Genomic DNA, 26,204 nt, shown 5'->3' with positions numbered 1-26,204 from the left:
CGCGCTGTGGTATGGTCGGCAGTCAGCTGCGGGGCCAGCCCCGCTCTCTCTTTTTCAGGTCAGCCCCACTGGCCGCAGCAGCGAGATCCCTTGCCCAGATGAACATCGCCCGGCTCAAGAACTTTACCGAGATTGTGAAGAACAACTTCAACATCTCGGCGACGGCGGAGAAGCTCTACACCTCCCAGCCAACCCTCAGCAAGCAGATGAAGATGCTGGAAGATGAGCTGGGGCTCGCCCTCTTTACCCGCAAGGGGAAGAATCTGGTCGGCTTGACCAGCGCAGGCGAGCAGGTGATGGAGCTGGCCAAGGGTGTGGTGGCGCAGGTGGAGCAGATCAACCAGCTGTCGCTCGGGGAGCAGTTGGCCACCAGCGGGGTGCTGCGTATCGCCACCACCCACACCCAGGCGCGCTACAAGCTGCCAGCGGTGATCACCGAGTTCAGCCGTCGTTATCCCGATGTGGCGATCCAGCTCCATCAGGGGGCACCAGCCCAACTGGCCCAGATGGTGCAAAGCGGCGATGTGGATATGGCGATCGCCACCGAGTCCATGTATCTGTTCGACGAGCTGGCTGCGGTGCCCTGTTATCGCTGGGGCCGTAGCGTGGTGGTGCCGCACGCTCATCCGCTGATCGACTGCCAGCCGCTCTCGATGGCCGATCTGGCCCGCTATCCCCTCATCACCTATGTGTTCGGCTTTACCGGCCGCTCCAAGATGGACAAGGCCTTCAGCCGCCACGGCCTCTCGCCGAAAACCGTGCTGACCGCCACCGATACCGATGTGATCAAGCACTACGTCCGGCTCGGGATGGGGGTCGGGGTGATTGCCAGCGTGGCCTTCGACGAGGGAGACAGGGAGGATCTGGTGAGCCTCAACATCGACCACCTGATCGCCTCGAGCGCCACCCACATCTGCCTGCGCAAGCATGCCCATCTGCGCGACTACATGTACGACTTTATCCACCTCTACGCCCCCCATATCAGCCGGGAGACGGTGCAACTTCATCTGATCAATCAGCCGCCGACTGCCAATATGGCGGAGTTGCCGTGGCTCTAGCCGCAGGCTGTTTGCCGCGCTCAGAGCAAACATGCAGAGATAAAAAAAGAGAGGCCTTGGCCTCTCTTTTGTTTCTCTGGATGCGTGATTAAGCGCTGCGGGTCGCCAGATTGATAAAGATCTGGGCTCCGACCAGCAGGCAGTCGTCATCGAGGTAGTAGGGATTTGCATGCAGGTAGTTGCAGATCCCCTTGGCCTGACAGCCGCTGCCGAGGAAGAACATAGCCCCCTTGCGGCCACGGCAGGCGTTGACCATGTAGCTGAAATCTTCGCTGCCGGTCATCGGCTGACCCTGAGCGTTGATCCCCTCGGAGGGCAAGACATCGGCAGCCGCTTGCAGCAGACGGGCGCAGGCATCGGCGTGGTTCTCGACCGCCGGATACCCGGCATAGACCATCTTGGTCTTGAAGCCGCGCAGTTCGCTCTGGGCCACGATCTCCTTGAAGCTGTTCTTCAGGATCTGGTCGGTCTCGGCATCCATGGCACGGATGGTGCCGCGTGCCTGCACATGGTCGGCGATGGCGTTGGGGATGGTGCCGCCGTTGATCATGCCGCAGCCAAATACGGCCGGGCTGAACGGACTGGTGCGCTTGGCGACGATGTAGTCCATATCCTCGATGATCCGCACCGCTTCGCGGATGGCATCCAGCCCCTTGTGGGGGGTGGAACCGTGGGCGGAGATGCCATGCACATCCAGCGTCCAGGCGGAGCCCCAGGAGGACATCACACCGTTGTTGAACTTGATGGTGCCGGTCTCCATGGCGCCGTCGTTATGGAGGGCATAGACCTCGTCCACCCCCTTCATGCAGCCCAGTTCGACCATCTTCTCGGCGCCCGGTACCCGCATATCCTCTTCCGCCATCTGAAAGATAAAGCGGACGTTGTACTGCAGGCGATCGCGGTTGGCTGCCAGAAACCTGGCTGCGGTCAGGGAGATCGCCATATGGGAGTCGTGACCACAGTTGTGAGCCATTCCCTCGTGGGTCGACTTGAACGCAACGTCGCTCATGTCGTGCATCTCGAGGCCATCCATGTCGGCACGGAAGGCGATGGTCGGCAGCACAGGGTCAACCACCAGATCGCCGTGGAAACCGGTGAAGCCCGGGTAGTCGGTGAGACGGTAGCCAAAGCCTGCCATCAGCTCGCGGCAGTAGGCCGAGGTCTTGAACTCGACGCCGGAGGCTTCCGGAATGGTGTGCAGATGGTGGCGCACTTCCTGACTGAAGTCGCGCAGGGCCAGCAGGGCCGGTTCAATGTGGATGTTGTTCATCAGATGATCCCTTGGATGGAGAAGCCGAGCTGGGCCACCAGCGAGGCGCCGAAGAAGCAGCAGGTGGAGACGATCATGAAGATCAGGATCACTTTCCAGGACATCTTCTTCAGCTCTTCCAGTTGACCGCCCACCGAGAGACCGGCAAAGGCCAGCAGCGGTACGCAGCAGGAGAGGAAGGAGATCTTGGCTACGGCGTCGATAAAGAGGCCGCGCACCGGGGTCTCCGGCAGGCAGATGAGAATGCCGATGATGGTGGCATAGGCAAACGCCGGCAGGGAGGAGGGCAGATAGCGCTTGGCAATCAGCGAAGCGAACACCACCAGCGACATGGCGACGAAGCTGTCACCCATCAGCCAGAGCGGGGTGCCGGTGGTCAGGGTCTGGGTAAACATGGCCAGCAGGATCGCCAGAAAGACGAACCGCATATCCATTACGATGCTTTTCATGCTTTCTCTCCTTTGGCAGTCAGGGCATAGATTTTTTCAGCGAGCGGCAGACCCAGATAGGTGAGGGAGAGGGCGCCGAGGGCTGACGAGAGCAGGTTCGAGGCTGCCGCGATACTCAGCACCTGCTGAGCCAGCGCTTCGTCGAGACCGTTGATCAGGGCGCCGGAGGCGGCACTCAGCATGGAGCCTGAGCCCACACCGGAGCCGGCAGCCAGCGCCAGCGGGTGCAGGCCGGTGAGCGGGGCGATGCTGCCCAGCACGCTGAACCAGAGGGTGCCGATGACGGAGCCGCACAGGTAGATGGCCAGCACGCCGATGTACTCCTGGGAGCCGGTGCCGAACTTACCCTGAATTACCGCGACGGACGGCTCACGGCTGATGGAGGAGCAGGCCCCGATGGCGCGACGGCCAAAGCCGAACTTCACCGCCAGCGGAATGGCAATCAGGATCGGCAGCAGGTTGCCAATCTCCTGCAGGAACAGCGGCACGCCGACGCTCAGGATCATCTTCAGGTTGGGGATGATCATCCCCGCATACTGGGTGCCCAGGATCAGCAGGCTGAAGCCCACCATCTTGCCGCAGAAGCCCTCTTCTTTTTCGGTGAAGAGCTGCTTCCAGCCGGGGATGCGATCCTTGACCGGTTTGGCGGAGACAATCATGCCGATGATCACGGCAAAGAGCATTGGCAGGATCGGGATGATGGCGATGCCGATCTTGATCTCCTGTTTGCCTATCAGGTACTGGGCCACAAAGATCAGCATGGCGGTTGCCAATATGCTGACCGTGACCGTCTTGAGGGGGCTGGTTTGCTGCATAGTTTTTTCTCTTGTTATTCCCATGTGTGGCCATCGTCAGGATTGTCCAGACCGATGATGGGGGCATGATAGGGAGGGTCGCGGGAGAGGAATGTGACTTTCATCAAGCTGGCCATATGGCATTTTTTCATGGGGTATGCCCTTTAACCCTATGGATACCAAGGGTTAAATGCCGTTAACAGAACGTCAGCATTGGCAGGACAAGATAGGCAAACAGGAGGGAGATGGTGACACCGCCCCGCAGGGCGGTGACGCGTATCAGACGGGCGTTTTGAGCCGTGCACTGCGCAGCAGCAGGGGCAGTTGGTAGAGCACCAAGGCGCCGAGCACCAGTCCGGCTCCGGCCAGTTTGGCGCCGCCGAGGGGTTCGCTATAGAAGAGGGTGCTCAGGATCAGCGTCCAGACCGGTTCCAGCAGCATCATCAGGGCGGCGTGGGCGGTGGTCATCTTGCTCAACGCATGAGTGAGCAGCCAGTAGCGCAGGGTGGTGGCGATCAAGACGCTCGCCGCAAACCAGCCCCAGATGCCGTGGCTGACTCCAGCCTCGGGCCACTGTTCAGTCAGCAGGGAGAGCAGGGTGCCGAGCAGGCCGGTCATCGCCAGCTGGATGCAGGTGAGCCAGGTGGGGGCAATGGATTGGGCGAAGTGGCGATGGACGGCAAGCTGGATGCCAAGGGTGGTGGCCGCCGCCAGAAACCAGAACAGTGAGAGCGATACGCCCCAGTGGGTACTGCTGGAGAGCAGCAATAGACCCGCGATGGCGATGGGCAGGGTGAGCCAGTAGTGGCGGCCGGGTTTGGCCCGAAAGGCTGCCCATGCGGCCAGTGGGGCCATCAGGGTAGCGACGCTCATGATAAAGGCGCCGCTGCCGAGCGCATCGCTCTGGCTGATGGCGGTGACCCACAGTAGCAGGCTGGCGCCGAGCAGAGTACCGCAACCGGCTGCGCGCACCATTTGGGCTCGGGTTGGTGGTGGCTCGCGCAACCAGGCCAAGGGGAGCAAAAGCAGGGCGGCCAGCAGAAAGCGGCTGCCTATAAAAGCGGCGGGCGGCAGTTCGCGGATCGCCTCTTTCGAGAAGAGCCAGCCAGCGGCAGCCAGCAGGGTGACCAGTACCATCAGCAGCAGGGGCGTGCGGTTCATAGCGCTTGAAGTAGGGAAGTGGGAAGGGGAGCATAAAGAAAGGCGCCGGGTATTGCTACCCGGCGCCTTTCATCTTTGCCCTGTTCCGCTTGTGCGGCATCAGGCCAGCAATCAGTTCATGCCGTATTATCACACCATCTGTCTAACGCTGTTTGATGACGGCCATAGTTCTTTCATATCTAGTTGATTTTTATCTATTAATTATCTTGCCTTGTCTAAAGTCATCTTAGGAGATATAAGACAGGTGTGGGTTCAAGTGTGGGTTCAAAATGGCAATTTCAGATTCAAAACTCAAAGCAATGTTGCGTGGTCACGATGATGATACGCCCAGAAAGGTTGCGGACAGGGATGGGCTGTCTGTTCTTTGGAGGAATAGCGGAAAAGTCAGCTTTGTGTACCGCTATCGAATTTTAGGCAAGGCAAAAAACCTGACTCTGGGATCCTATACCGGCCAGGAGGGGGGGCTGTCGCTTTCCGAAGCAAGGAAAAAGGCGGCGCAATGTCGAGCTTGGTTGGAAGAGGGCAATGATCCCGCCTTGATGACGCGGATCGGGAAAGATGAAAGGCTTAAGCCTGTCACGGTTAAAGATGCACTCGAGTATTGGCTCTGCCATCACGCCGATAAGAAAAGGTCGAACAGTGAGAAGCATCGCCAGCAATTTGCGAAGTGGGTCTATCCCCGTATCGGCGATCTTCCTTTGTCAGATTGTGATACCCGTCACTGGTTGAGCGTTTTTGACGAGTACTCGAAGGTAGCTCCTGTGGCTAGTGGGTATTGTTTCCAAAACTGTAAGCATGCTCTGAAGTTTTGCCGTGTCAGACAGTTTGCAGTGAGTAATGCATTGGATGACTTGACCGTCGCTGATGTTGGGCAAAAAGCGAGTAAGCGAGACAGGGTTCTGACGCTAGAAGAACTGCGCACACTATGGGATTGGGCTGAGAAGCTAGGTCCATATTGCTACTACGGAAATTTGGCCAAGATTCTGTTGTCGTTCGGCGCAAGAACTCAAGAAGCTCGGCTATCAGCCCCCGAAGAATGGAATCTAGTCGAAGGTACATGGACGGTTCCAGCGTCCAACTCGAAAACAGGTAATAAAATCGTGAGACCAATACCTGATTTTATTCGGCCGACGATAGACGCCCTGCTGAAAGCTGCCGCCGCACAGTCATCCTCATACTTGCTAGGGGAGCTCAAGCGACCAGAAGCGGTAAGTCAGTGGGGAAGGGGGATTTGGAAACGGATCGGGCATAGCGCCCCTTGGACATGGCACGATCTGCGAAGGAGCTTAGCGACCCGCCTAAACGAGGCTGGGATTGCCCCCCATGTTGTGGAACAAATTTTAGGTCATGCTCTACCTGGTGTAATGGCTCACTATGTTCATACGGTTCGGTTACCGGAACAAAAAATGGCTCTGGAGTTGTGGGGAGGGATTTTAAAACCTTCAGAACAACCGCCAGACAATATTGTGCATCTACAAGTGGGGTAGGGGAGCACAGATCTTTCTTCAGTGATTTGTAGACTGTGTAAATGGAGGGTACACCGGGTGTACCCTCCATTTACTTTTGCTGTATTTTGCAGACTGCTCCGCTATGCTACATAGCCACCTGATGGGCACGAAGCTGGTGCGGCGCCTTCCCTGGCCATTAGCCTTGCCTGTCAGGTGGTCTGTTGCAGGTGATCCTGATAGACCTTCTGCCACTTGGTATGCTCAGCCTTATCGCCTCTGGCCTGCCAGAAAGCACAGATGCTCTCGGCCAATTCTGCGGCCATGGCATGATCATTATCACGACGGCAAATCAGATACTGGGCCAGCCAGTTTTGGTACTGCTTCATTGATACCTCTTAAACCGCAATCCAAATCAATTGACCGGATCTGTATCCGTCTTGGGCTGGGCAGCCCGGTAGGCATCCATGATGGGAGCCCATGCTTCACCGGTAGGGATCGGATATTTCTGGTAAAGTGTCCCAAATTGCTCAGTGAATTCATCAATCCCATACTGCCGATTAAGCGGCATTTTTTTATCATACCAATCGTCAGTCACTTCATGGGCCATACCACTAGCAATCAGCACATCTGGCAGCGGATCAGGGCTCTCCAAGAACACCTCCACATACCCGCCGGGGGCGAGCCCTAACGCGATGTAGTTACGTTGGGCAATTCGATCACCTTTGAGGCGGTAACGCTGCGCCATCTGCTTGCCCAAATCCTTGGGGAGCTCTAGCGTAATACCGTACCGCTTTTTGTCGTGATACGACACCCATTCGATCTCCACCTTGTCAGGCACCGGCTGGCCGTAAAAACTCCTGCCTTTTCCTACAAACCAGCGATAGCTCTTGTCTTTTAAAAGCCGCTCGCTCACGGCAGACACGGTACCATTACTCGACTCATGGGTTCTCACTCCTTCTCGAGAAAACAGGGCTCGGGTATGCCAGATCTCATCCGCATTAGAGCCAACGCTGTAGCTCCAATCCATCTTGGTCGGGCCGTTGTCTTGGCAGGCCATCAGCCCGAGCAACAATAACGGTAGTAATAACCAGCGTCTCATTTACCCCCCTCCAAGTTACTGATCATGCGGCGAGCTTCTTGCCCTTTGATACGATTTGCCCCGTTAACAATCCCATCATCCGCACTGTGGTGCAGGTACTCAAAGCGCAAGTATCGATAGACATCATCCGGGAGCTGTTGACTCAAATCTTTGGCCACCCCAGCCTCGCTACCTGCATTAACCCAATGCTCATCCAGCTTGCTCAAATCAACCCGTGGCCGCATCGGGGCGCCGCTCTCCAGCATCAACTCTCTGTTGTCTGCTTTCCACTCCTGAACCGGCACCCCAGCCGCCCGTGCGGCTTCCACCATGATGTGTAGGGGGATACGGGAATACTCACCTTCAACAACCCGATTGATCAGCACCGTAACACTCACTTCCAACGGTCTTTTCCAGCCAAACTCAGGACGGTTTAACGTGCGAATTCGCAAATTGAGTTTCCCTTTCACTGGGTCGCTAGTTGGAGAAGGTAACACAGTCACCCCACTTCCCCAGCCCTGACGCAATTTAGCTTGGGCATAGTCCATCGCTTGCTGATAAGCGGAACTTTGTTCTGGACGAGTTCCTGCGGGTTCCATACTTTGAAATAGCTTGATAGCCTTTTGTTCTGTCAGAGCCGGATCGCTATTAGGGTTACGTAAGCTCCAGCGGCTGTAATAACCGCCACCAATATCCGAATGGCAACCTGGCAGCGCCAGTTCGGTGAAGTTGGACGCAATCTTTTTGCCCTCCACGTCATTGGTGATCCTGGTCAGGGCAAAGAAGTAACGCCACTCATCCTTGGCCGTCAGGTGCACAACTCGCTCCGCACAGTCAGAGGTGAGCGTGACGCTACGCGCTTCCAGTAGCGACGAGCAGACGGTATCGAACAGCCCGACAAACTTGATCCGGCAATCCTCCCGGCTGGCCCAGTCAAAACCCGCTTTCAGCCGAATGCTGGTCTCTTTGGCAACGGCTTCAACCAACGGGTGATCGGCCTGCTGGTCGAGGGTGTTCACAAACTGCCGCGCCGCCGATGCACCCCGGCTAAACCCGAACACGTCAAATTCGAGCTTGTGGATACAACCCAGCGTTGGTAGAACATTTTTCAATATTCTTTTGACTTCATTAACAATTTTCTCACGACAGGCAAGCATCACCTTGCCGTAACTGGATGTTGCCCCCCCATCCATGCCTTGCCCGATAAGCGTGGAATCCCCCTGTCCCGACTCCGTACCGATCCCGTCGATATACACAGGAACGGTTAATCTTCCTTGTTGCGGCAACTGGTACAAGTCATAAGCCTTGCCGATATTAGTCACGTCATTCGCCTGACTGGTATCGCTGAACGAGACCTCCCCAGCCATGCACTGCTGACGCATCCGCTCTTGCTCCAGCGGATCGCTACATTGAGCCAGAAAGGCCTCAAGCGCCGCTTTACCCTCTTCATGCTTGGTGGTGTTGTTGGCTGTGCCATCAAAGAACACCCCGATACGCAGGATATTCAGCTGATAGCCTTTCACCTCAATCACGTAGGAGTGCTTGGTGATAAAGCGCGGCGGTTGGGCCTGCCCAGCTTTGTGCCCTTCTGGTAGCGGCTGCTCGGGGTCAGTGAGGCAAAGGTCGCCGGAAGTCACCTTGATGTGTTCGCGCTTTACATCGTCGTGTCCGAAGAGTTTGTCGGTATAAGCGGGAACCTGGCTGGTTTCGCCTTCTTTCAGGGCTTCACGGGACTGAGCGGCTTTGAGCCACGGCTGGGTCTCGAGCTTGACGGTGACCGGTCCTACCGCAAAGCCTTGTACCAAGGTTGGTCCATCTTTCAGGGTCACGGTTTTGCTGGTACCGGTGGCATCGGTCAAGGTGGCCTTTTGCCCCTTGAACGAGCGGTTCTGTTCGTCGCGAACGTCTATCTCAATCCAGCAGTTGTACTTTTCACAGGGTATGCAGTGAGGGGAAATCGCCATTAGCTGGCTCCTATCAATTCAGGGTGTTTGTTCAGCCAGTTATTCACCTGAGCCATTTCGTCGTCAGTCAGCATCAGCGGCGCCCTGATGGCATCCCGCGGCATATCTGCCTGCAAGGTGAGGGCACCTGCCACCACACCACTGAGCACGTCACCATCGAGGCTTGCCTGACTCACTTGGCGAAGCACGGTGGCAATGGCTGCCTCCGGATTGGGATGACGCGCCATCATCTCCTCCATCCGTTGCCAGAAGTGGCGAGAGAGGATGTAGGCGTGACGGCTTTCGTCATACAGCGGTGTCAGGTGGTGAGGCTGAATGCGAAACCAGGGCGCTTGACGGGGAGTGAATTCAGCATCAGGCGTGCGTAGCCAGGCAGTGTCGTTGGCCCACAGGCTTGAGCAGGGGCCCAGTACATCATCGAGCTCCTGCTGACTCATGGTGGCCAGCATCTTGGGAAAGACCCGATTATCGGCATAGCGAAGCCACATCACTTCCCCTTCGAAGGCTACCTCTATCAGGCTTTGCCAGTGCTGCTGGACGATGTCGATAGCGGCATCGCTTGTGACGTATACGCCGCCCAGTTGTGGGTGGGCCGCGATAAACTCGGGAGCTGGGTTGGGCAGTAGCCAAGGGCCTTGTTCGGCTTGGTCCGCAAACGCCGTACCGGCAAACAAAGGGATGGCATTGGCACCGCCCTGGTTGCAGTAGTCTGCAACCGCAGTGGTATCGAGTGCAGCATCGACGATGGCAAACAACTGGCCGGAATATTGGCTGCGCCACTCTTGAAAAGTCATGCCTTACCTCCCTGGGCAAAGGGGCAGGGCTTCACTAGCGGGGCCATAGACTCCATGCTCTTTTGAATGGCGCTTGCCGGGATAGTGGCAGGTGGTGCGGGTGGTGCTTTGACCGCCCCCGGCAAGCCGGGCATTTGACCCGCCCAACCGGAGCCCGAGCCGGGACTACCGCCCGAGTTCATCTTGATAGTGGGACCGACCAAGGTGACACCACTGGGGTCAACTTTCACAAAACTGCCGCCGACCTTGAGGGTCAGCTCGGAGCCTGCTTCCAGCACAATCTTGTTGCCAGCCTTGATGTGGACCTCTTGGCCTGCCTCAACCAACAGCGACTGGGCCAGCTTCTGGTGGAGGGACGCATCGACCGTAAGCGAGTAGTCCGCCTTGATGTGGTCGCGCTTCTCGCCTTCTACCGTCAGGTGGTCGTTGGCCTTGATGCGGGTCACCCGCTCATTGTCGATATCCCGATGCTCGTCATGCTTGATATGCCAAGCCGCATCGTTTTCGATAAGTACGTTCAGGTCTTTCTGACCGTGGATATAAATCTCTTCCTGCCCCGCCTGGTCTTCAAAGCGCAGTTCGTTAAAACCTTCGCCCTTGTGGGTCTCAGTGCGCAGCACGGTGCGGGTCTTGTTGGCGGGCAGCTCGTAAGGCGGCCGGTTGGTGGCGTGGTAGGTGCGCCCGGTCACGATGGGCTGGTCGGGGTCCCCTTCCAGAAATGAGACGATGACCTCGTGGCCGATGCGCGGGATAGCCATCATTCCATATTGGCCACCGGCCCAGCCTTGCGATACTCGCACCCAGCAGGAGCTCTGGTCGTTGGAGCTGCCATATCTGTCCCACGGGAATTGCAGCTTCACCCGGCCATGTTCGTCGCAGTAAATCTCCTCGCCCTCGGGGCCGACTACGATGGCGATTTGCGGGCCATCAACCATCGGCTTGTGGGGTGCCTCGGGGCTGCCGATGCGGGCCCGCCAGGTGGTACTCGCCTTCACCACCCCAAATTCGTTGTGGTAGACGGTGGGGCCACTGCCGCCCTCTTCCTCCAGTGCTTGCGGCTGCTCACCGATGTGGCAGATATGCACGATTTGCCAGTCGGTGTTAAGGCTGCCGTTGGGGTGCTCGGTCAGCGAGAAGCGTTGACCCGGCAGCAGCGCCGCACTGTTGGACTTACCACTGCCCGCTACGGCGTCATTGCGCAGGGCATCAAGGCGATGCTGGGCAAAGGCCTTGCCGCTTGGGTCTTGCTTGTAGCGGCCCGGATAGTCGAAGTGCTGGTAGGTATCCCGTTGATGCTCTAGTTCTGCCCCCATCTTCTTCTGGGAGAGGCCATAGGCTGGCGTCTTGAAACTGTAGTCTTTCAGCTCTACATCGCTTGGCCGTACCGCCTCGCGGTAGTGGAACTGGCGCACGTAGGGGCCTTGTTCCAGCGAGCGGTTGCCGAGGTTGAAGAAGAGCTCGGGGCCAGCGGTCAGTGCGGCGGCATCGTCGGCAAAGACGATGCGGTGTTTGCCTTGCTCGAACTCAAAGAAGTAGAACAAGCCCTCTTCGGCAGCGAGGCGATTCACGAAATCGAGGTCGCTCTCGCGATACTGGACGCAGTATTCCCGCTGGGCATGCTCATTCTTGAGCGCAAAGGCGTAATCGGTGATGCCGTGCTCTTGCAGCAGAATGCTGAGGATTTCATCGGGCTTCTGCGCCTGAAAAATGCGGGAGTTCTGGCGCAGTCCCAGTCGCCACAGGGCCGGTTTGACTTGCAGCTGATAGCGGGTACGGCGAAAGCCGCTGTCCCCTTGCGCAAACTCGCTCACTACGCCGCACACCCGGCGCTGCAGCTCGCCGTTGTACCACACCAGCAGCTCACAAGGCTGGTCCAGCACGGCACCGAAATCGATGTCCGGTTGCTGGCTAGCCACCTCCAGGTGAAGGTTAAAGGGGCGGTTCAAGCCTTCATCGAGCTTGAAGCTCGCCACCGCAAAGGTACTGTCAGCCAGTGCGCCGACCTTGACGGTGAATTGTAATCCTGTGCTCTGTGCCATGACCTTGTTCCTTATCCTGCCTGTCCGCTACCGGAACCAATCACCACGCCACCACAATCCACTGCCACGCCTGTGACAGCGATGGGTTTGCCGTTGACCAGCACCGAGCCTACCCCACCGGCAATGGCGCGGGGATGAGGCGGGTTGTTGGGTTTGTCATGAGGCTCCAGCGGGTCGCCCTGACGGGCCACAGGCGTACCATCGAGAAAGACATCTGGGCTGGCGGCAATCACCGGAGTCGGTGGAAAGCCATCGTGGTCGGTGCCAATGTCACCGAGCAGTGCAATGGAGGGACACATAACTCAAACCTCTTGTGTGCTTTGCCATCACCCCGCACTCGCTATACAAGACACCGGCGTCATAACAGGGGGATGGCAAAACATAAAAGCTCCGGCAGCCAACGGCTGGCCGGAGAAAGCACGGGCTGATAGGCCGGTTGCACACCGGCCAGACAGTACAAGATTTACTACAAGGAATTCCAAAATAAGAAAGGGAGGCTTAGGCCTCGATAGGCGCACGCCAGTCGTCAGCACCAGAGGTACCGGCAACAGTGTGTTCCCAGTCAATCTTGCGGTAAGCCAGAGAGACCTGGATAAGCTGGGTGAAGTCAGACTTCGCCGGGTCCTGGCAGTGCGGCATCTGGCAGTCGATGTCAACGATGGTGGCATCGGTCAGCACGGTAGAGAAGAAGTGCTCCTGCTTGCCTTCAACAGAGGTGCGGTACCACTTCAGGGTCACTTTCGGCAGCATTTCACCGGAGGCCAGGGAGTTGTACATCAGCGGCACAGCTTTGTTCAGTGCAACGGTGAACTTGAATGGCTTGTGGACCCGCTGACCGGCTGGCTGACCGGATTGCGGGTCAGTCGGGACGGTGACCTGGTGATTGAACTCTTGTACCAGCATCTCGTCTTCGTGACCTTGTACGAAGATGTTGCCGACGGAGTCGGAAGTGAAGGCACCGGCAGTGATGTTGCCCTGGGTTTTACCTTCGATGCTGATATAACATGGAGTTGGCATGTGTATGCTCCTAAATTGATTGGTTAAACGAGATAGCACTCGACCAACCAATAGCAGCGACCATGCCACTTTTTCGATCTGTTATTTATTAGTTACTTACCGGTAATTCATAGCCTCAACCGCACAATTCTGAGCAAGTTTTCGCTCAAGCAGCGCACATATCTCAGTAAATATTGCTCAGGTAGTGATTTAACCTAACAGGTGGGCAATAAATTGCGCTAGTCAGAACTATTGACCATCCTCATCAATATTTCCCACCAACGCAGCATCGACTACGCTCCAGAAGTCTGGTTTAGGCCATTCAACCGGCCTATCTGGATCGTAACGCGTTCTTCAATGCTGAGCTCGTGATACGTCATGGCAACACCCTACTAAAAAATCAGGTGTTGCACTCAGTTTCCGCGGCCGCCCTCAATAAATTGAGCATCGAAGTTTTCACATTGGAGGACTTGTTTTATTCACCAGTGCCTTAGGCGAAAAAGCTATTGAAAATATATGCATAAAAATGAGCCCCCCATTTTTAAATCATTTCTTTCTTTCCAAATGTTCGAGCTTTTTTTGCTTTCTGGTTATTCGATTTGTCACTTGGGAAAGTTGTATCTACATAAGCTAAAATATCTTGTCTGAACAAATTCTCCAGTTCATAAAGTAAAGTGTCGGCATCTTTAGAACCTTCTCTAAGGTTAAATTCATAATTTTTACCAGGATACGCAAAGAGCTCGCCATTACCATCGCTTATAATTGAACCACGCCAGAGTTGACCTATCGACTCTCTTATGTCAAAAGTATGCTCCCACTTTCTTCCCATGAAAAGGAATACATGCATGTAATAACCTCTATGGGAGCAGTAATCCAACTTCCATATATATCCTGAAATATATTTCATAATAGGGTTTCTTACAAAGTTTCTGAAGAGTTTATCCCTGCCATCAATCAACTCCTGCAACCTATCTTTTTGTTTTGAAATATCTGTATGTTCGGTGGATAATTCGCCTGGTAGCGCAACTTCTTCAATGTCAATTTCATCGATTTTTTCAGTTGCAGCAACTTCATCTGTTTTAAGCATCTCTACAATTGCAGGCTTAAAGCCGAGGCTAAATCTAACTACATAGTGTGATTTTTTTCTGTGTGTTTGTGCGCATATCTTAAAATTGAGCTTACGTTTTTCTCAATGTTGGCCAACCGTTTTCTGACACTCTTTTTATAACTTTCCGAATCAAAAACAATGTTAAGAAAGCTAACAAGCCCAGCAATGGTTTCTTCAGAATAAATTTCTTTAAGGTCGGCATCGGAAGATATTTTTAATCGATGAAAATTAACAGCAAGAAGAAAATATGACACTACAGGATGAACATTAAAAAACTGCCAAAAATTTTGATTTTCAACAAAGTTATCTATCTTTGATGCAATTAGTTTTTTAAATAACTTTTTTAAGCTCTTTTTCTGTTCGAGACTAAAGATTGGAAGTAAGTCACTCTCGTGAAGAATGGTTTTTTTTTATGGACTTGAGTAGCTCGCCAATGTCTTTATCGTCCTCTAGTTTGCTTATGACTGAAATTCTTCGGCCTACGTTGGATTTAACGTAAAAGCTGTACTGTCTAATAGTATTGACGTACTTAAGTAATAAAAACACCCTCAGGAATAATTCATCATCGTTCTTTCTTACCCTTTCCTTTTTAGGGTAGTATCTTTTTTGAGCTCCTGTATATTTTAGAAATTTCAGACCATAGTTATCTTCTGTAACTAGGCCATGATTGCGCCTCCTTATTTTCGGTGCAACAGGTGAAAACCTTCTGTTGTTTTCAACTGCATTAATTATATTGTCGCTGTATTCATAAACGGAATGCCTACGATTCTTTTTACCAGTAGAACTATTTTCAGGCATCTCTTGTGTTTCAATAGACATATCAAACCTCCTATTAAACATATGACAGCGAAATATATAACTAATCTCTCCATGCCCGCTATCGATTAAAGAAAAATTCATGGATTATCATTCTCAGGCGCTACAATAGCTTTGCTGTTGGGTGTCTGGATGGCTGCATGTGTAATCTTAGTGTGATTTGTGTGTCAATCTTGATGTAATCACACTAGGTGTAAAAAAATGAAAATAACTTGATCTAGAGTGAGCAGTACAGTCCAAAGATACTACGGTCTTTGTGATGCCTTTCTGTGAATTAGCCATTGTGGTAATAGGGGGGGCTACGGACCATCATAAGTCTCTATGAGGCGCCCTTAATACCTGAGCGATGAATAGTGGTAAAATTGTAAGCATGTTTTTTTTAACTGACTCGCTCTTCTGATGAAACAACTCACTACATCATCAGGAGTACACCATGAACAACACCATCAAAGTCCTGCGCATCAAAGACCTCACCAACAAGATTGGCATGGCCAGGTCTACTATCTATGACTGGCTTAATCCCAAGTCTCCTCGTTATGACGAGACCTTCCCCAAACCCTTCAAGATAGGTCAGTCATCTATTGGTTGGTTTGAGCACGATGTTGATAGCTGGCTTATTCGTCGAAGCCAGTCTTGAATGCACTTTTTTCATCCCTGGTGAACTCCATAACTTCCAGTGTTATAAATCATGCCTTGATAGGCTCATGGGTTAGGGAAATAGCCATTTCTTCTTATATATGTTTTTTGGTATTTTCGTAGGTGATGCAGACGTATCGCGTTTAGGTTTATTTATTATTTAATATCACTTCTATTCAATACTATTCCTGCGCTATGTACAGTCACCCATATACAACCAATAACCATTACCACTATCGCATACCATTACACCACTCCCATGTGGTGGTCATGCTACCACCAGCATAGTTAGCCAATACCACTCCACCAATCGCCCCTATATGCGTGTGTGTCTATCACACAGCGTAGGGTTACTCCTGCCTAAGCGAGGCCTTCATGTTTAACTCAATCAGACTATTAGATATCCTATCCATAACAGACCAACTCCAAAATACAACGCTTCCTATTGTCAGGGCTGTTGATTCAGCCCCTAGTAAGTCACGCATTACTTGCATTGACCGTAGGCTATCAACCAAACTCTTTAATGCGCTGGATACCGTGTGTGATTATTTTTATTGTCATGAGGAGGTATCGTCAGCGCATCCAACGGTAGCGCTATTCCTAACGCATATGCGAGAGGTTTATGGATTGCACCTCATCCATGAGAGATCTCTCGATAGTGATGTCGGTGACGAATTAGCCAGGGATCTCAATAACGTGCTGTATGCGTTTCTAAGAGAGTTCAAGAGTAAGGCGCACCGTAAGCGCCTCAATGACCTCAAACGCGTTAAGAGCCGCAATCAGCGCAGTATAGCGACGTATGTTAATAGCCTATTCGACCAGCATGCCAAGCTATTAGTCATCCGATTGGATATCGGCTATCACGAAGACTACTACGACCAGCTCACGTTAGACCTCGTGACGAATGACCGGAATGGTTACCTTCGTCGAATACAGAATAAATATCCTGCATTGGTGGGGTATATCTGGAAACTGGAGTACGGTGTTGATAGACGTTTTCATACCCACATTACGTTCATTTTTAATGGTGCTGTACACCAACAAGATATCTCGCTGGGTATTGCGCTGGGAGAGGTATGGGAAGATATGTCCGACAATAACGGGAGCTATTACAACTGTCAGATTAGGCGGGAGGATTATCAACGACGGGGAACTGATGGCATTGGTATGGTCCACTACAGCGATACAGTCAAGCGCATAAACCTGATTAATGCGCTGAGTTATCTGACCAAGCTGGATACGCAAGTATTGGCGGTATTGCCAGCCGGACGTCGGACCTTCGGGCGCATGGAGAGACCATCACGCCAACCTCGCCTTGGCAGACCTCGGTTATTGTTCTGTCGGTCTGATTGAAAAAGATCTCAGATAGATATTATCAAGAGAGAGTAAACACGTATCGCTGTGAAGCTGCTTGGGAGCGCCATTGCGGCCTCCCAAGTTATCGGTCCTGATATCGGCATCGGTTTGTCATCGATGCGCACTGTGAGCCATTAAGGCGCTAATCGCGCCACCAGCTTATCAACGACCTCCAGCACCAGCTCTCTGTCAGCTGTCTCGAGTTTGGCCAACTGCTGGCTCAGTACAATGCCTTGTTCGGTGGGGCGGTTGCTGGTCTCACGCAGGAAGTCTGCAAGCTCACAGCCAAACAGCTGAGCCAACTGTGCTAGGCGCACTACGGTCGGCACCACGAGACCTCGCTCCATCCGGGAGACGGCTTCCATCCCTATATCCAGGTTTACTGCCACTTGCTCCTGAGTCAGCCCCGCCTGCTGGCGTTGCCGTCCAATCGCTTTGCCCACGCTCTTGGCCAGTGCTTCAGAGTTGATGTTTGTCATACGTCCTCCAGTCAACCCTGATAGTTGACTATGGACTTTTATTGACATTAAGGACCCTTTGCGATGAGTATCACCCCATTAGATCTAATCCAGTGAAATAGTCACCCCGACATCGAAAGGAGTTCGACACGACCTAACCTCAACCCATCCCCTTGGTGGCATTTGGCTATCAGCCAGCACCACCATTAACCCATTACGTTTACACCCGTTAGCCCGACAGGCTCGCCCCGTCGGTCAGGCATCCCTTTGCCATTTTTATTAAGGAGAAATCATGAATCGCACACTGCTTTATCCCTTGCTGCTGGCCTGTGGCCTATCACTGAGTGCCTGCAATGCAGAGTCTGCCGATGGCCCAGAATTCGATCTCGACGTCGAGTACACCGCTATTGGGCGGCCTCAGATCGTCGTCACCTCGCTCAACGATCACGTCACCATTCAGAAAGTGCTGATCAATGGCGGCAAGAGTAAATGCCGGGTGATGTTGCGCAATGATATCGGTGGTCAGCTTGGTGGGACCCATTTCCCATTCAAGCTCAATTACACCGAAAGCTGGCGGCTGGTCATGACCGAGCCGTGCCGATTGAGGGAGGTGACCCTCTTCACCAATCTGGGCAATGCCTCTTACACCATTGAATAAGTCGTCTGGAGAGTGACATGACAGAAAAAATCAAACTGGCACTGTGGTGCACATGGTTGTCGTTGTTTGCCTTACCGACCTGGGCTGCGCCCCAGTTCACTGTGCCAACGGTCACTAAACGGGTTCCGGCCAACGTTGAGGGCACCCTCAATTTCGCCAGCATGCAGTTTTGGATAGAGACCTCGAAAGGGGAACGCATCATGTTGATGCCGCTGGATGAAGATGAGCCAAGGCTCATACCCAGTGTCAGCCAGCCGGTTGCCCTGAACGGTTTTATGCTCACCTATTCCGATGGCAGTCGCTACTTCGAGCCCTCCTTTGCATCTGCGTCAGCTGCATCAAGTACCACGTCATTTACCATCGTGAAAAATGAAGATGACAGTATCGAGATCCGGCATGGGGGTGAGGTACTGCTGCGCACCGATGAATATGACGCCATCAAACTCACGCACCGTTTGCCGCTGGCCAACGGGCAGGCGGTCTTGTTTGAGCTGCACAGTGGCGGTGTGGCATGCCCGGTGCTCTACCAGTTGGCTGTCGCCCAGACGGGTGTGCTGACCATGCTTTCACAACCCTTTGGTACCTGCAGCGATGAAGGCAAGCTGACCCCCGAACCCAACGGTTTCATCCTCGACCTGCCCGGCAATCCTCGCCAGCGCTGGGTATGGGATGCCAACAGCTTGACGCTGCGCAAGCAGTCCTGACCACCAGCCGCCACACATTCACCACCATCAGGGCACCTTCGGGTGCCCTCTGTTTTATGCCGCATTTTATTTAAGGAACGGTTCATGCCATTACCACAACCGGGAGACCACCTCGTTTCCCCCCGCACCGGTTACCAGCACCACGGTCTCTATCTGGGGGACCATCTGGTCATCCATTACCAAGGGGTCAGTGCCGGAACACAGTCCGGTCAGATAGCTATCACCACGCTTGCCGAGTTTAGCCAAGGGAGGGGCTATCGCATCCAGCACCATAGCGCACGAGCTTTCAATCGGGAGGAGAGTATCGACCGCGCTTACTCCCGTCTTGGGGAGGCGCACTACAGCACGCTCTTTAACAACTGCGAGCACTTCGTGCTCTGGTGTATCGAGGGCTTTCACTACAGCCAGCAGATTAACCAGCTCATTGCCACGGGGTGTATCGCACATCAGGCGCTTCGCACTGTGGCCCATCAGCCCACCCTTGCGGCCCTGCCTGGCATGGCCACCAGCGCGGCACTGAACCCATCAGCAACTACCGCTGTGACCTCCGCAGTCTGTGCGTTGCTGGGGAGCTCGGCCACCTCGCTGGCGGCGCCCTTGGCCGCCACTTATGGCCTCTACCGCGCCTGGCGTTGGCTGAGGGATTGACGGTTATCACATTCGATATGAAAGGACACACCATGATGACCATGCCATCTCACCTGGCAGGGATGGCCCTGCCGATTTCCCCCGAGCTGCCTGACTTACTGCGCAGCGCCGTGCGGGACCAACGGCTCGACCTCACCAACCTCTCGACCCTGACTTTTAACTTTCGCAGCCCCGGCTACAGTGCCGAGACGGGTGGCGTTCATCCGGTAGAGCTGCGGCTTATTCGGGGACTACACGGCTGGGTTTTCGATTACATCACCGACTTCAGTTACCAGGGGCTAGGCCAGGATGCTGAGCTCTGCAAGGAGCTCGACTTCAACCTCTCCTGCGACGAGCACTATCTGCAGGGCTGGGGGCCACAGCCCGGCGTGGAAGCACGGGAGCTGTTTACCCTGTGGCAGCGCAATTTCATTAGCTACGCCAAGTTGGGGTATTTCACCGTCACGGTCAGTGGGGAGTAGGAGGTGTGTGATGACTAACGAACTGCCGCTCTCCCATTACTCACGTCAGTTGCTGGGACTGGTCGCGGCTAAAGCTAAACTGCAGCCGACTCGCCAGGGCGAACGCTGGTTGCTGCACCTGACTCCTGGTAGCCCAAACGCTCGCACCGTTACGCTGCACCTGCGCTGGTCTGAGGGGCAGTGGCAACTGCTCTCTCTCACCAATGCTGAGGATTGGCGCACCATGAGTCAGCCCGTGGATGAAATCTGCGTGGACCCCACGCGTCGCTGTTTCTGGCGCAGTCAGGCAGGACCGGTCCCACTCTCTGAGCAGCCCCGTGAGCTGGGGCGCTTTCTGAGTGACCTGCAGCGTACCTGCATTCATCACGGTTATCGTGTGGAGAGTGACCCCTTACCCCTAGAGGAGGCGCACGATGCCCAAACATCCGATAGCCGTTGAGCTCGAAGCGATTAATCGAGATGGCGAGACGCAGGTGGTACGTGACTGTGGCCTACCCGTGCAGGGCTACAGCGTCTACCTGCGGGCGGTAGAGGCCAGTGGGTTGGCGCTGGCGACCTGGATAGCGGACTACGACACCATCGGCCCTGCCTACCAACTGGCGGAACGGCTGAGTATTGCACTCGCTATCCCGCTCACCGTGCTGGTCCCCGAACCACTGATGCCGGTACAGAGTGGTCCCGCAGCCACGACAGGAGTCATCACGATGGCCAACTGAACTACTCTCAAAGTGAACCAACAACCTCTCTACCTTTAACCCCGACATGCTTCCTGCATGCCGGGGTTTTCTTTTTCAGGAGACCACCATGCGTTACCACAAACTCAAGGCCGGGGAATGCCCCGGCACTTATGTCGTCACCGAGCCGGTGACAGAGCAAGACCTGCTGCGTATCGCTAACCAGATTGCCCGTAAACGCCTGGCCAAAAGGAACTGCCATCACCAGTACTACAGAGGCCGCAGAGCAGCTGCAAACCCTGCTGCAGGACCGAGAACACGAAGTGTTCGGGGCACTGTTCCTCGATTCCCAACATCGCGTGCTGGCCTTTGAAGAGCTGTTTCGCGGCACCTTGGATAGCGCCAGCATCTACCCACGGGAAGTGGTCAAGCGGGCCCTGCTACTCAACTGCGGGGCCATCATCGCGGTACACAATCACCCCAGTGGTGACCCTGAGCCCAGCCACTCTGACCGGGTATTCACCCAGGCTCTCAAAGAGGCCTTGGCGCTGGTCGATGTCCGGTTGCTCGACCATCTGGTGGTCGGCGCTGAGGGCATGGTCTCCCTTAAAGAGAGGGACCTGCTATGAACCCCATCCCCGGTAAAACACACCTCACCAACATCGATATCCTCATCGAGTTGCGCTGTTGGCTGGCTGACAACGTCGAGATGCAGGCCGAGCCCGCCATCGTGGCCCACCTGCCCAACGGCTACCAGCTCACCCAGGCTGACTGTATCGAGGCCATTGATGCACTGCTCCACCAGCTACGCCATTAGTCGCGCCAAGAAGGAACAAACGCCATGCGATTACCCAATCCCTATTCCCTTGAGAAAACGCTCGAGAAGCTGCGCCATCGTCTGGCTGCCGCCTACAACGAAGATGCGCTGACGTTGCTGGAGAAGGCCATCACCCAGGCTCGTGATGACCGGTGTTATGCCAAGCAGTTTGAAGAGACCTTGCTGCAAGGCTCCACCATCGAGATACGCGAGTGTCTCAGCTGCTTTGGCGACTACTTCGAACGCTCCCGAGACGCACCGCCCTATTACCCGCATCACGATGCCGTCAACGGCATTGATTGTGCGCTCTACGCCATCCTGTTCGATGCGGCTCACCCAGACGCAGCGCGGGCACAGCAATAACATGTATACCGATCGCCGAATAACATGCATGCCGATCACGTTTCCACCCGATCACCCGGATCATCAAACCAGGATCATCAGGTCCAACACCATGATCCGGATATCCCGACACAACCCACAAGGCCACCTCACTTCAGGTGGCCTTTTGCATTTCAAGGAACTATGCCCATGTCTGCCTTCATGATCGATCGCAAGGACTACCTTACCTTTGCCGTGCAGTTGCACCGCTTTTGCAATGCCCCGATGCCACCGCACTACACCCTTGAGCTGCTGCGCTCCCTCTGGTGGAACTCACCAATGGATGTCACCAGTACCTGGACGTGGCGGGTTGACCGGCTGGTTAGGCTGATGATGCTCGCCAACCGGCGGGCAGTCTGGCATCGCTATCAGTTAGGGCGTCAGCAAGAGCACAAAGAACCACGCCAGCCCCGCTCGAATAAGCTGAGTCCGTTTAAACCTGCTCACCGTTACCACCAGGCACCACTCACCGATGCCGAACTGGTGGCCCTCTACAAATTCACCTGCTGCGCCCTGTACCAATCGAGCGAATGGAGCGGGAGTCCTGAGCAGGCACCACGGCTGGTGAAGGTGATACAGCAGTTACAGCAAGCGCTGGCGCAAGACGTGCTGACCCGGCTGTCACTGTGGGAGCAAGCCCCCTGGGGAGAGATGTGATGAATCTCGCCATCACTCTGACCATAACGAGTTCACCACCGAGTTCAACGGCCCACCTAGCCCAACGTGTCGCCGATGACATGGCACACCTGCATCACCTTCTGGGAGATGCGATAAGCGATGAACTGGGCATCAGCATCAGTTACCTGGTCGAACAATTTGCGCTGCTGGCAGCGGCTTACCGTGCACCAGCGGAAATGGAGAAACCTCAATGATTGAATTTACCGACAGCTTTAGCCAGGCCGCCGTGGCAGAGGCCATGTGTGCCCATCGGGAGTTCGCCAAGCTCATCAGTCAGCAGTTGATGCTGCCGAGCTTTGCCTATGCCCACGATGTGGAGGGGCGACGTATTGGCGGCCCGTTGGTGGCCCCCAACCCGGTGCTGCACAAGACCACGCTTTTTGTCAGTCCCCGCGATATGCGTGAACACCTGCCACGTGAGATTAACTTCGCCCGCTTTCGCTGCGCTTGTAATACCGCTGGACAACCGGTCGGTGAGTGGCAACTGGTCATTGTCGGGGCCTACGTTAACCACGGTAGTAATGACAAGCCGGATTGGAGTAGTCACACCTGAGCCACGGCCACCAGCACACCCAAGACCTCTAGCAGCCCCTCACGCCGAGGGGCTGTTTGCATTTGAAGGAAACCCAACCATGCACGACCTGCGTGATTACAAGACCCTGACCGCTCGGCAGATCACCACTGCCATCGGTCAGCTGAACCACAACACTGCACCGAAGATAATGACCCACCTGGCATTGCGGGCCAGGCAGCCGCAACCGCTCGGTAATGGCCGTAGCAGAGGCAAGGCCCTCAAGCTGCTGCGTCGGGTCAAGAAAGCCCACAAGGCGGGCTGTATCCCATTTGAGCTCACTGTGACGGGTTGCCGCATCGACCGGGGGAGCCATCAGGCTGACCGTTACTACTACGACCGAACACTGCTGGCCCAAGGCTGGCAGCAGTACGACACCGAGGAGGATGCCTGGTACTTTGGCATCTGGATTAACACAGAGAAGCTGGAGACCTTTACCTATGCCGAGGGGGATACCAACCATGTGATAGCGCCAAACGCTGAGGCGTTTCGTGTCGAATTGGCGCGGCTCTACCAGTACCACCCGCAAGCCCCGGCGTTTATCAGCATCGACCCAGAAGCGGGCGTTGTGACCCGCCACTTTGAAGCCAAACCGGAGGTGTGAGATGGCGAAGCACATCACCATCAAGGTGCCCGGCAAACATCCGCAAACCGGCGAGCTCACCACCTTCGAGCTCAAAGGGCAACGCATGGATATCGACATCGGCGGCCAAGCCGTGCCTTTCCTCATTCACGGGAGGGGCATCGGCACCTCGCTCACCCACATCCCTAGTGGCTACCGCATTGCGCTGATCGGTGGCTGGCTCACCGCTCGTTATGCCATACCTGAGAATAGGCCCAGCAGAGCGGCCTGTGCCCAGATGGCCATAGACCGGCTGGTGGCTCAATACGGCTCGCGGCACCTGCTGGACCGACTCAATTGCAAGCCGGTTATCAACGAGGCGGCTGACTGCGCTCGTTGACGCCCGACTGTCTCGCTCATCAACAAACAACATAAAGGGCCAATCCTTCCAGGCTGGCCCTTTGCATCATTGGAGTCACCGAACATGACCCGCCTTATCACCGGACTCGAGGTGTATCGCTATGCCCCCGAGCTCAACACACTGCATCTGCGTAACAGGCAGACGTTACCCGCTCCCGGCATCACCACCATCAAAGAAGCCAAAGCCAGCCTGTTTGGCCGCTGGCAGCCGGGGCATCAGGTGACTATCACCGTGAGCCACCCCGACTACGTCAATCTCTCCCGGCTCTACCGAGGGTGACTAGCCAGCCTGACAGAGCTCCCAGCGCATCTGGCCAGACTATGCCAGCGCCACAACGTGCCAGATTGGAGTACTCAAACATGCAACACCCGCGACACGGATAGAGACTGAGGCGGCTATTGCCAGTCTTCGCTCCCATCTCGGGGCGTTCATTGACCGACTCGTTGCTGGCTTGATGTGTTCTCCGTTTGCCTACTTGTTGAGTCTTGTCACCTGCTGTTCGGTAAAAGGTGCATATCGCATATAGAGATTGGATAAATTTTAAGCTCTTCTTTTGCGGCCTTATATCGGTAAAACCATTTGAAAGCAGGTTACTACGGGGATATGCTTGAGCGAATTTAAGCTGGGAATGCTGTCCCCTCTCCCTTTGGTCTCTGGCATGACTATTAACCCAATCGCCCATGAGGAGCTAGAGAAATGGCCGAGATAGAAAACCGTTGGTTATCAGTAGACGAGATAGGCAAGTATCTCGGTGTCAGTAGCGACACCGTGTACCGCTGGATAGACAAGCATGGCATGCCCGCTCATCGAGTAGGCCGACTCTGGAAGTTTAAAAGAGAACAAGTCGATGCCTGGGTCGAGGCTGGCGGTGCTGCAGCAGACAAAAACAATGAGGACTAAATGATAGGCGGCAATTTCAATGGATAAGCAGTTTTCAACTATCGGATACGGATTCCTTCTGGAAGAGACTCTCATGCTACTCGATGCTGCATTGGAGAGCGATGACGCGCAAGCTGTGCGTGGCTCCTGTATCCAACGTTGGCCTCAGAAGTCCGAGTCCAATAAGGAAAAACTGTGGCAACACATGAAATATCGCTTCCTGGAAATCGAGAACAACTCAATCAAAAACACTTCGTTCCTGAAGATGTTTCGAAAGATTCGCAACAATGATGAAGCGGTTCAGGATCTGGTGTTTTTCCAGCTATGCATTACTACTCCGATTCTTTTTGAAACCCTTTCACTTTTGGTTACAGACAGCTTCCTGAATACCGGCGAGGCCGTATTCTCTCGCTACCACCTCGACCAGCTTCTGGAACGCAAATACGAGCGCATGCCTCAGTCAACTCGAGATCGAGTGCGGTCGGTATTAGTTAAGGCTGGACGGCTGAAGCTTTCGAAATCCAATTACTCGGTGATCACTTACTGCCCAACTGAGGCCGTCTTGGGCTACGCGCTCTATCACGACGCATCGAAAAACGGTTGGCGGGCACCATCGACAGCCACTGTCATCAACGAAGGGACCATAGCTCCCATCTTCATGTGCAACCGCGCCTTGCTGATTGCCGGGGTCAACAAACTCGCAAGCAAGGGACATTGTGAATATCACCGGCACGGAAGCACGGATCAAGTTCAACTGATTCATCAATCGCTGGAGGAGTATGTCGATGCCTGGAGATAACAAAACGACTCCAGCTCAGGCCAAGGCGCTCAATGAGCTTATAGGATTGGTCGGCGAAAACCACGTTGGCGGACGGACTCTTTGCTGCCTGATTGGCGGTCAAGGTTCTGGAAAAACATGGCTTGCGGAACACATGGCATCGCTGGGCGATTTTGGGCAGGTCCGATATTTGAGCGTGAATGACATCGTTCTCGACCTGCTGGCTAAAGATCCCATGTTTGCCGAGGTGTTCAATTTCAATGCTACGACCGTCCCGGCGGATCTTAAACGCTACGGGAACAGACTTCGGAAGGCGGTGCACGACCTTGTAGCCGAACAGCTATTACCAGAGGGACTGACCATCCTCGATCACTTGGAACTGGTTTTCGCGCTCGGCATGGACCCCATGACCACCTGGTACAACGATGCCGTGGGAAAAAGAAGAATTTTACTGGTGCTGACAGGACGAATGGCTGGTCAGCTTTGCCGCTGCGGGCAGTACACCCTGACTCGCGGAGATCAACCAATTGTGGAGCTGGAGGCCTGA

The 26,204-nt window shown here is 54.6% G+C and carries 35 protein-coding genes and 1 pseudogene; 22 read left to right on the top strand and 14 right to left on the bottom strand.

The genetic code is table 11. The features are described from left to right. Positions 1-98: 98 nt before the first annotated feature. A complete protein-coding gene (locus tag G5171_RS16950; protein WP_158110216.1) occupies positions 99-1,058 on the top strand; it encodes a LysR substrate-binding domain-containing protein in 960 nt (319 codons plus the stop codon). 88 nt (positions 1,059-1,146) lie between these two features. Here the strand turns inward: G5171_RS16950 and G5171_RS16945 are convergent, their stop codons facing one another. From G5171_RS16945 to G5171_RS16930, 4 genes are all read right to left on the bottom strand, one after another. After that, complete coding sequence (locus tag G5171_RS16945; protein ID WP_158110217.1) at positions 1,147-2,328, bottom strand: M20 metallopeptidase family protein; 1,182 nt, start codon at positions 2,326-2,328, stop codon at positions 1,147-1,149. Beyond that, positions 2,328-2,777, bottom strand: coding sequence for a hypothetical protein (locus G5171_RS16940; RefSeq protein WP_005349183.1), 450 nt, complete (start codon positions 2,775-2,777; stop codon positions 2,328-2,330). The genes G5171_RS16945 and G5171_RS16940 overlap by 1 nt, the downstream gene beginning before the upstream one ends. Continuing rightward, positions 2,774-3,592 (bottom strand): DUF3100 domain-containing protein, encoded by an 819-nt coding sequence (locus tag G5171_RS16935; protein ID WP_005339140.1) that lies wholly within the window; start codon positions 3,590-3,592, stop codon positions 2,774-2,776. Before G5171_RS16935 ends, G5171_RS16940 begins: the two co-directional genes overlap by 4 nt. 258 nt (positions 3,593-3,850) lie before the next feature. Next, the gene (locus G5171_RS16930; protein ID WP_411621153.1) at positions 3,851-4,732 is read right to left on the bottom strand and encodes a DMT family transporter; all 882 of its coding nucleotides are present in this window, start codon (positions 4,730-4,732) and stop codon (positions 3,851-3,853) included. 269 nt (positions 4,733-5,001) lie between these two features. Here G5171_RS16930 and G5171_RS16925 point away from each other — a divergent pair, with 269 nt between their 5' ends. After that, positions 5,002-6,219: a tyrosine-type recombinase/integrase gene (locus tag G5171_RS16925; protein ID WP_267529426.1), complete on the top strand. Its 1,218-nt coding sequence runs from the start codon at positions 5,002-5,004 to the stop codon at positions 6,217-6,219. Positions 6,220-6,389: 170 nt separating this feature from the next. Here G5171_RS16925 and G5171_RS16920 read toward each other — a convergent pair whose 3' ends face one another. From G5171_RS16920 to G5171_RS16880, 9 genes are all read right to left on the bottom strand, one after another. Next, entirely contained in the window at positions 6,390-6,566 is a 177-nt protein-coding gene (locus G5171_RS16920) for a hypothetical protein (RefSeq protein ID WP_216995141.1), read from the bottom strand. 26 nt (positions 6,567-6,592) lie between these two features. Then, complete coding sequence (locus tag G5171_RS16915; protein ID WP_254196507.1) at positions 6,593-7,279, bottom strand: DUF2931 family protein; 687 nt, start codon at positions 7,277-7,279, stop codon at positions 6,593-6,595. Next, entirely contained in the window at positions 7,276-9,222 is a 1,947-nt protein-coding gene (locus G5171_RS16910) for a T6SS phospholipase effector Tle1-like catalytic domain-containing protein (protein ID WP_421260469.1), read from the bottom strand. Before G5171_RS16910 ends, G5171_RS16915 begins: the two co-directional genes overlap by 4 nt. Then, positions 9,222-10,016, bottom strand: a complete 795-nt coding sequence (locus G5171_RS16905; RefSeq protein WP_421260468.1) for a DUF4123 domain-containing protein — start codon at positions 10,014-10,016, stop codon at positions 9,222-9,224. Before G5171_RS16905 ends, G5171_RS16910 begins: the two co-directional genes overlap by 1 nt. Beyond that, complete coding sequence (locus tag G5171_RS16900; protein ID WP_421260467.1) at positions 10,013-12,055, bottom strand: type VI secretion system tip protein VgrG; 2,043 nt, start codon at positions 12,053-12,055, stop codon at positions 10,013-10,015. The genes G5171_RS16905 and G5171_RS16900 overlap by 4 nt, the downstream gene beginning before the upstream one ends. Before the next feature lie 11 nt (positions 12,056-12,066). Further along, entirely contained in the window at positions 12,067-12,354 is a 288-nt protein-coding gene (locus tag G5171_RS16895) for a type VI secretion system PAAR protein (RefSeq protein ID WP_421260466.1), read from the bottom strand. Positions 12,355-12,553: 199 nt separating this feature from the next. Continuing rightward, positions 12,554-13,072 carry a type VI secretion system effector Hcp1 gene (gene hcp1, locus G5171_RS16890; protein WP_042019066.1) on the bottom strand — a complete coding sequence of 173 codons (519 nt, stop codon included), beginning with the start codon at positions 13,070-13,072 and terminating at the stop codon, positions 12,554-12,556. A gap of 520 nt (positions 13,073-13,592) precedes the next feature. Next, positions 13,593-14,138 carry a hypothetical protein gene (locus G5171_RS16885; RefSeq protein WP_421260465.1) on the bottom strand — a complete coding sequence of 182 codons (546 nt, stop codon included), beginning with the start codon at positions 14,136-14,138 and terminating at the stop codon, positions 13,593-13,595. Positions 14,139-14,543: 405 nt separating this feature from the next. Further along, positions 14,544-14,978, bottom strand: coding sequence for a hypothetical protein (locus G5171_RS16880; protein WP_421260464.1), 435 nt, complete (start codon positions 14,976-14,978; stop codon positions 14,544-14,546). A gap of 430 nt (positions 14,979-15,408) precedes the next feature. Here G5171_RS16880 and G5171_RS16875 point away from each other — a divergent pair, with 430 nt between their 5' ends. Both G5171_RS16875 and G5171_RS16870 read left to right on the top strand, forming a co-directional pair. Then, complete coding sequence (locus G5171_RS16875) at positions 15,409-15,612, top strand: helix-turn-helix transcriptional regulator (protein WP_120416419.1); 204 nt, start codon at positions 15,409-15,411, stop codon at positions 15,610-15,612. Positions 15,613-15,986: 374 nt separating this feature from the next. Continuing rightward, positions 15,987-16,964 (top strand): YagK/YfjJ domain-containing protein, encoded by a 978-nt coding sequence (locus G5171_RS16870; protein ID WP_421260463.1) that lies wholly within the window; start codon positions 15,987-15,989, stop codon positions 16,962-16,964. Between the two features lie 137 nt (positions 16,965-17,101). On the opposite strand, the gene G5171_RS16865 is transcribed toward G5171_RS16870, so the two are convergent. Then, on the bottom strand, positions 17,102-17,446 hold the full coding sequence (locus G5171_RS16865; RefSeq protein WP_323946285.1) for a helix-turn-helix transcriptional regulator: 345 nt from the start codon (positions 17,444-17,446) through the stop codon (positions 17,102-17,104). Between the two features lie 271 nt (positions 17,447-17,717). Here G5171_RS16865 and G5171_RS16860 point away from each other — a divergent pair, with 271 nt between their 5' ends. The 18 genes and pseudogenes from G5171_RS16860 to G5171_RS16775 all read left to right on the top strand — a co-directional run bounded on the left by G5171_RS16860 (position 17,718) and on the right by G5171_RS16775 (position 26,204). After that, positions 17,718-18,083: a hypothetical protein gene (locus tag G5171_RS16860; RefSeq protein ID WP_323946284.1), complete on the top strand. Its 366-nt coding sequence runs from the start codon at positions 17,718-17,720 to the stop codon at positions 18,081-18,083. A gap of 17 nt (positions 18,084-18,100) precedes the next feature. Next, positions 18,101-18,787, top strand: a complete 687-nt coding sequence (locus tag G5171_RS16855; RefSeq protein ID WP_421260462.1) for a hypothetical protein — start codon at positions 18,101-18,103, stop codon at positions 18,785-18,787. Between the two features lie 84 nt (positions 18,788-18,871). After that, positions 18,872-19,435 carry a lecithin retinol acyltransferase family protein gene (locus tag G5171_RS16850; RefSeq protein WP_421260461.1) on the top strand — a complete coding sequence of 188 codons (564 nt, stop codon included), beginning with the start codon at positions 18,872-18,874 and terminating at the stop codon, positions 19,433-19,435. Between the two features lie 35 nt (positions 19,436-19,470). Next, positions 19,471-19,896, top strand: a complete 426-nt coding sequence (locus tag G5171_RS16845; RefSeq protein WP_421260472.1) for a DUF2787 family protein — start codon at positions 19,471-19,473, stop codon at positions 19,894-19,896. Positions 19,897-19,906: 10 nt separating this feature from the next. After that, positions 19,907-20,335 carry a hypothetical protein gene (locus tag G5171_RS16840; RefSeq protein WP_421260460.1) on the top strand — a complete coding sequence of 143 codons (429 nt, stop codon included), beginning with the start codon at positions 19,907-19,909 and terminating at the stop codon, positions 20,333-20,335. After that, entirely contained in the window at positions 20,310-20,612 is a 303-nt protein-coding gene (locus tag G5171_RS16835; protein WP_421260459.1) for a hypothetical protein, read from the top strand. Before G5171_RS16840 ends, G5171_RS16835 begins: the two co-directional genes overlap by 26 nt. Before the next feature lie 88 nt (positions 20,613-20,700). Further along, positions 20,701-21,199, top strand: a pseudogene (gene radC, locus G5171_RS16830) (RadC family protein). After that, positions 21,196-21,387 (top strand): hypothetical protein, encoded by a 192-nt coding sequence (locus tag G5171_RS16825; RefSeq protein ID WP_421260458.1) that lies wholly within the window; start codon positions 21,196-21,198, stop codon positions 21,385-21,387. Before radC ends, G5171_RS16825 begins: the two are co-directional and overlap by 4 nt. A gap of 24 nt (positions 21,388-21,411) precedes the next feature. After that, complete coding sequence (locus G5171_RS16820; protein ID WP_421260457.1) at positions 21,412-21,750, top strand: hypothetical protein; 339 nt, start codon at positions 21,412-21,414, stop codon at positions 21,748-21,750. Between the two features lie 168 nt (positions 21,751-21,918). Beyond that, complete coding sequence (locus tag G5171_RS16815; RefSeq protein WP_421260456.1) at positions 21,919-22,425, top strand: hypothetical protein; 507 nt, start codon at positions 21,919-21,921, stop codon at positions 22,423-22,425. Further along, on the top strand, positions 22,425-22,640 hold the full coding sequence (locus tag G5171_RS16810) for a hypothetical protein (protein ID WP_421260455.1): 216 nt from the start codon (positions 22,425-22,427) through the stop codon (positions 22,638-22,640). The genes G5171_RS16815 and G5171_RS16810 overlap by 1 nt, the downstream gene beginning before the upstream one ends. Beyond that, complete coding sequence (locus tag G5171_RS16805; protein WP_338429879.1) at positions 22,637-22,999, top strand: hypothetical protein; 363 nt, start codon at positions 22,637-22,639, stop codon at positions 22,997-22,999. Before G5171_RS16810 ends, G5171_RS16805 begins: the two co-directional genes overlap by 4 nt. A gap of 79 nt (positions 23,000-23,078) precedes the next feature. Beyond that, positions 23,079-23,621: a hypothetical protein gene (locus G5171_RS16800; RefSeq protein ID WP_421260454.1), complete on the top strand. Its 543-nt coding sequence runs from the start codon at positions 23,079-23,081 to the stop codon at positions 23,619-23,621. A gap of 1 nt (position 23,622) precedes the next feature. After that, positions 23,623-23,979, top strand: a complete 357-nt coding sequence (locus G5171_RS16795; protein ID WP_411623763.1) for a hypothetical protein — start codon at positions 23,623-23,625, stop codon at positions 23,977-23,979. 84 nt (positions 23,980-24,063) lie between these two features. After that, a complete protein-coding gene (locus G5171_RS16790) occupies positions 24,064-24,279 on the top strand; it encodes a hypothetical protein (RefSeq protein ID WP_421260453.1) in 216 nt (71 codons plus the stop codon). Positions 24,280-24,696: 417 nt separating this feature from the next. Continuing rightward, positions 24,697-24,900, top strand: coding sequence for a helix-turn-helix domain-containing protein (locus tag G5171_RS16785; protein ID WP_201980987.1), 204 nt, complete (start codon positions 24,697-24,699; stop codon positions 24,898-24,900). Positions 24,901-24,973: 73 nt separating this feature from the next. Then, positions 24,974-25,678, top strand: coding sequence for a hypothetical protein (locus tag G5171_RS16780; protein ID WP_323946271.1), 705 nt, complete (start codon positions 24,974-24,976; stop codon positions 25,676-25,678). Further along, positions 25,665-26,204, top strand: coding sequence for a hypothetical protein (locus G5171_RS16775; protein ID WP_411623768.1), 540 nt, complete (start codon positions 25,665-25,667; stop codon positions 26,202-26,204). The genes G5171_RS16780 and G5171_RS16775 overlap by 14 nt, the downstream gene beginning before the upstream one ends.

It is taken from the genome of Aeromonas sp. 600774 (assembly GCF_049175075.1).
In the GTDB taxonomy this organism is placed as follows: domain Bacteria; phylum Pseudomonadota; class Gammaproteobacteria; order Enterobacterales; family Aeromonadaceae; genus Aeromonas; species Aeromonas veronii_A.
The sequence above is the reverse complement of the archived record's forward strand: the minus strand, read 5'-3'. Positions and strand labels throughout refer to the sequence as shown.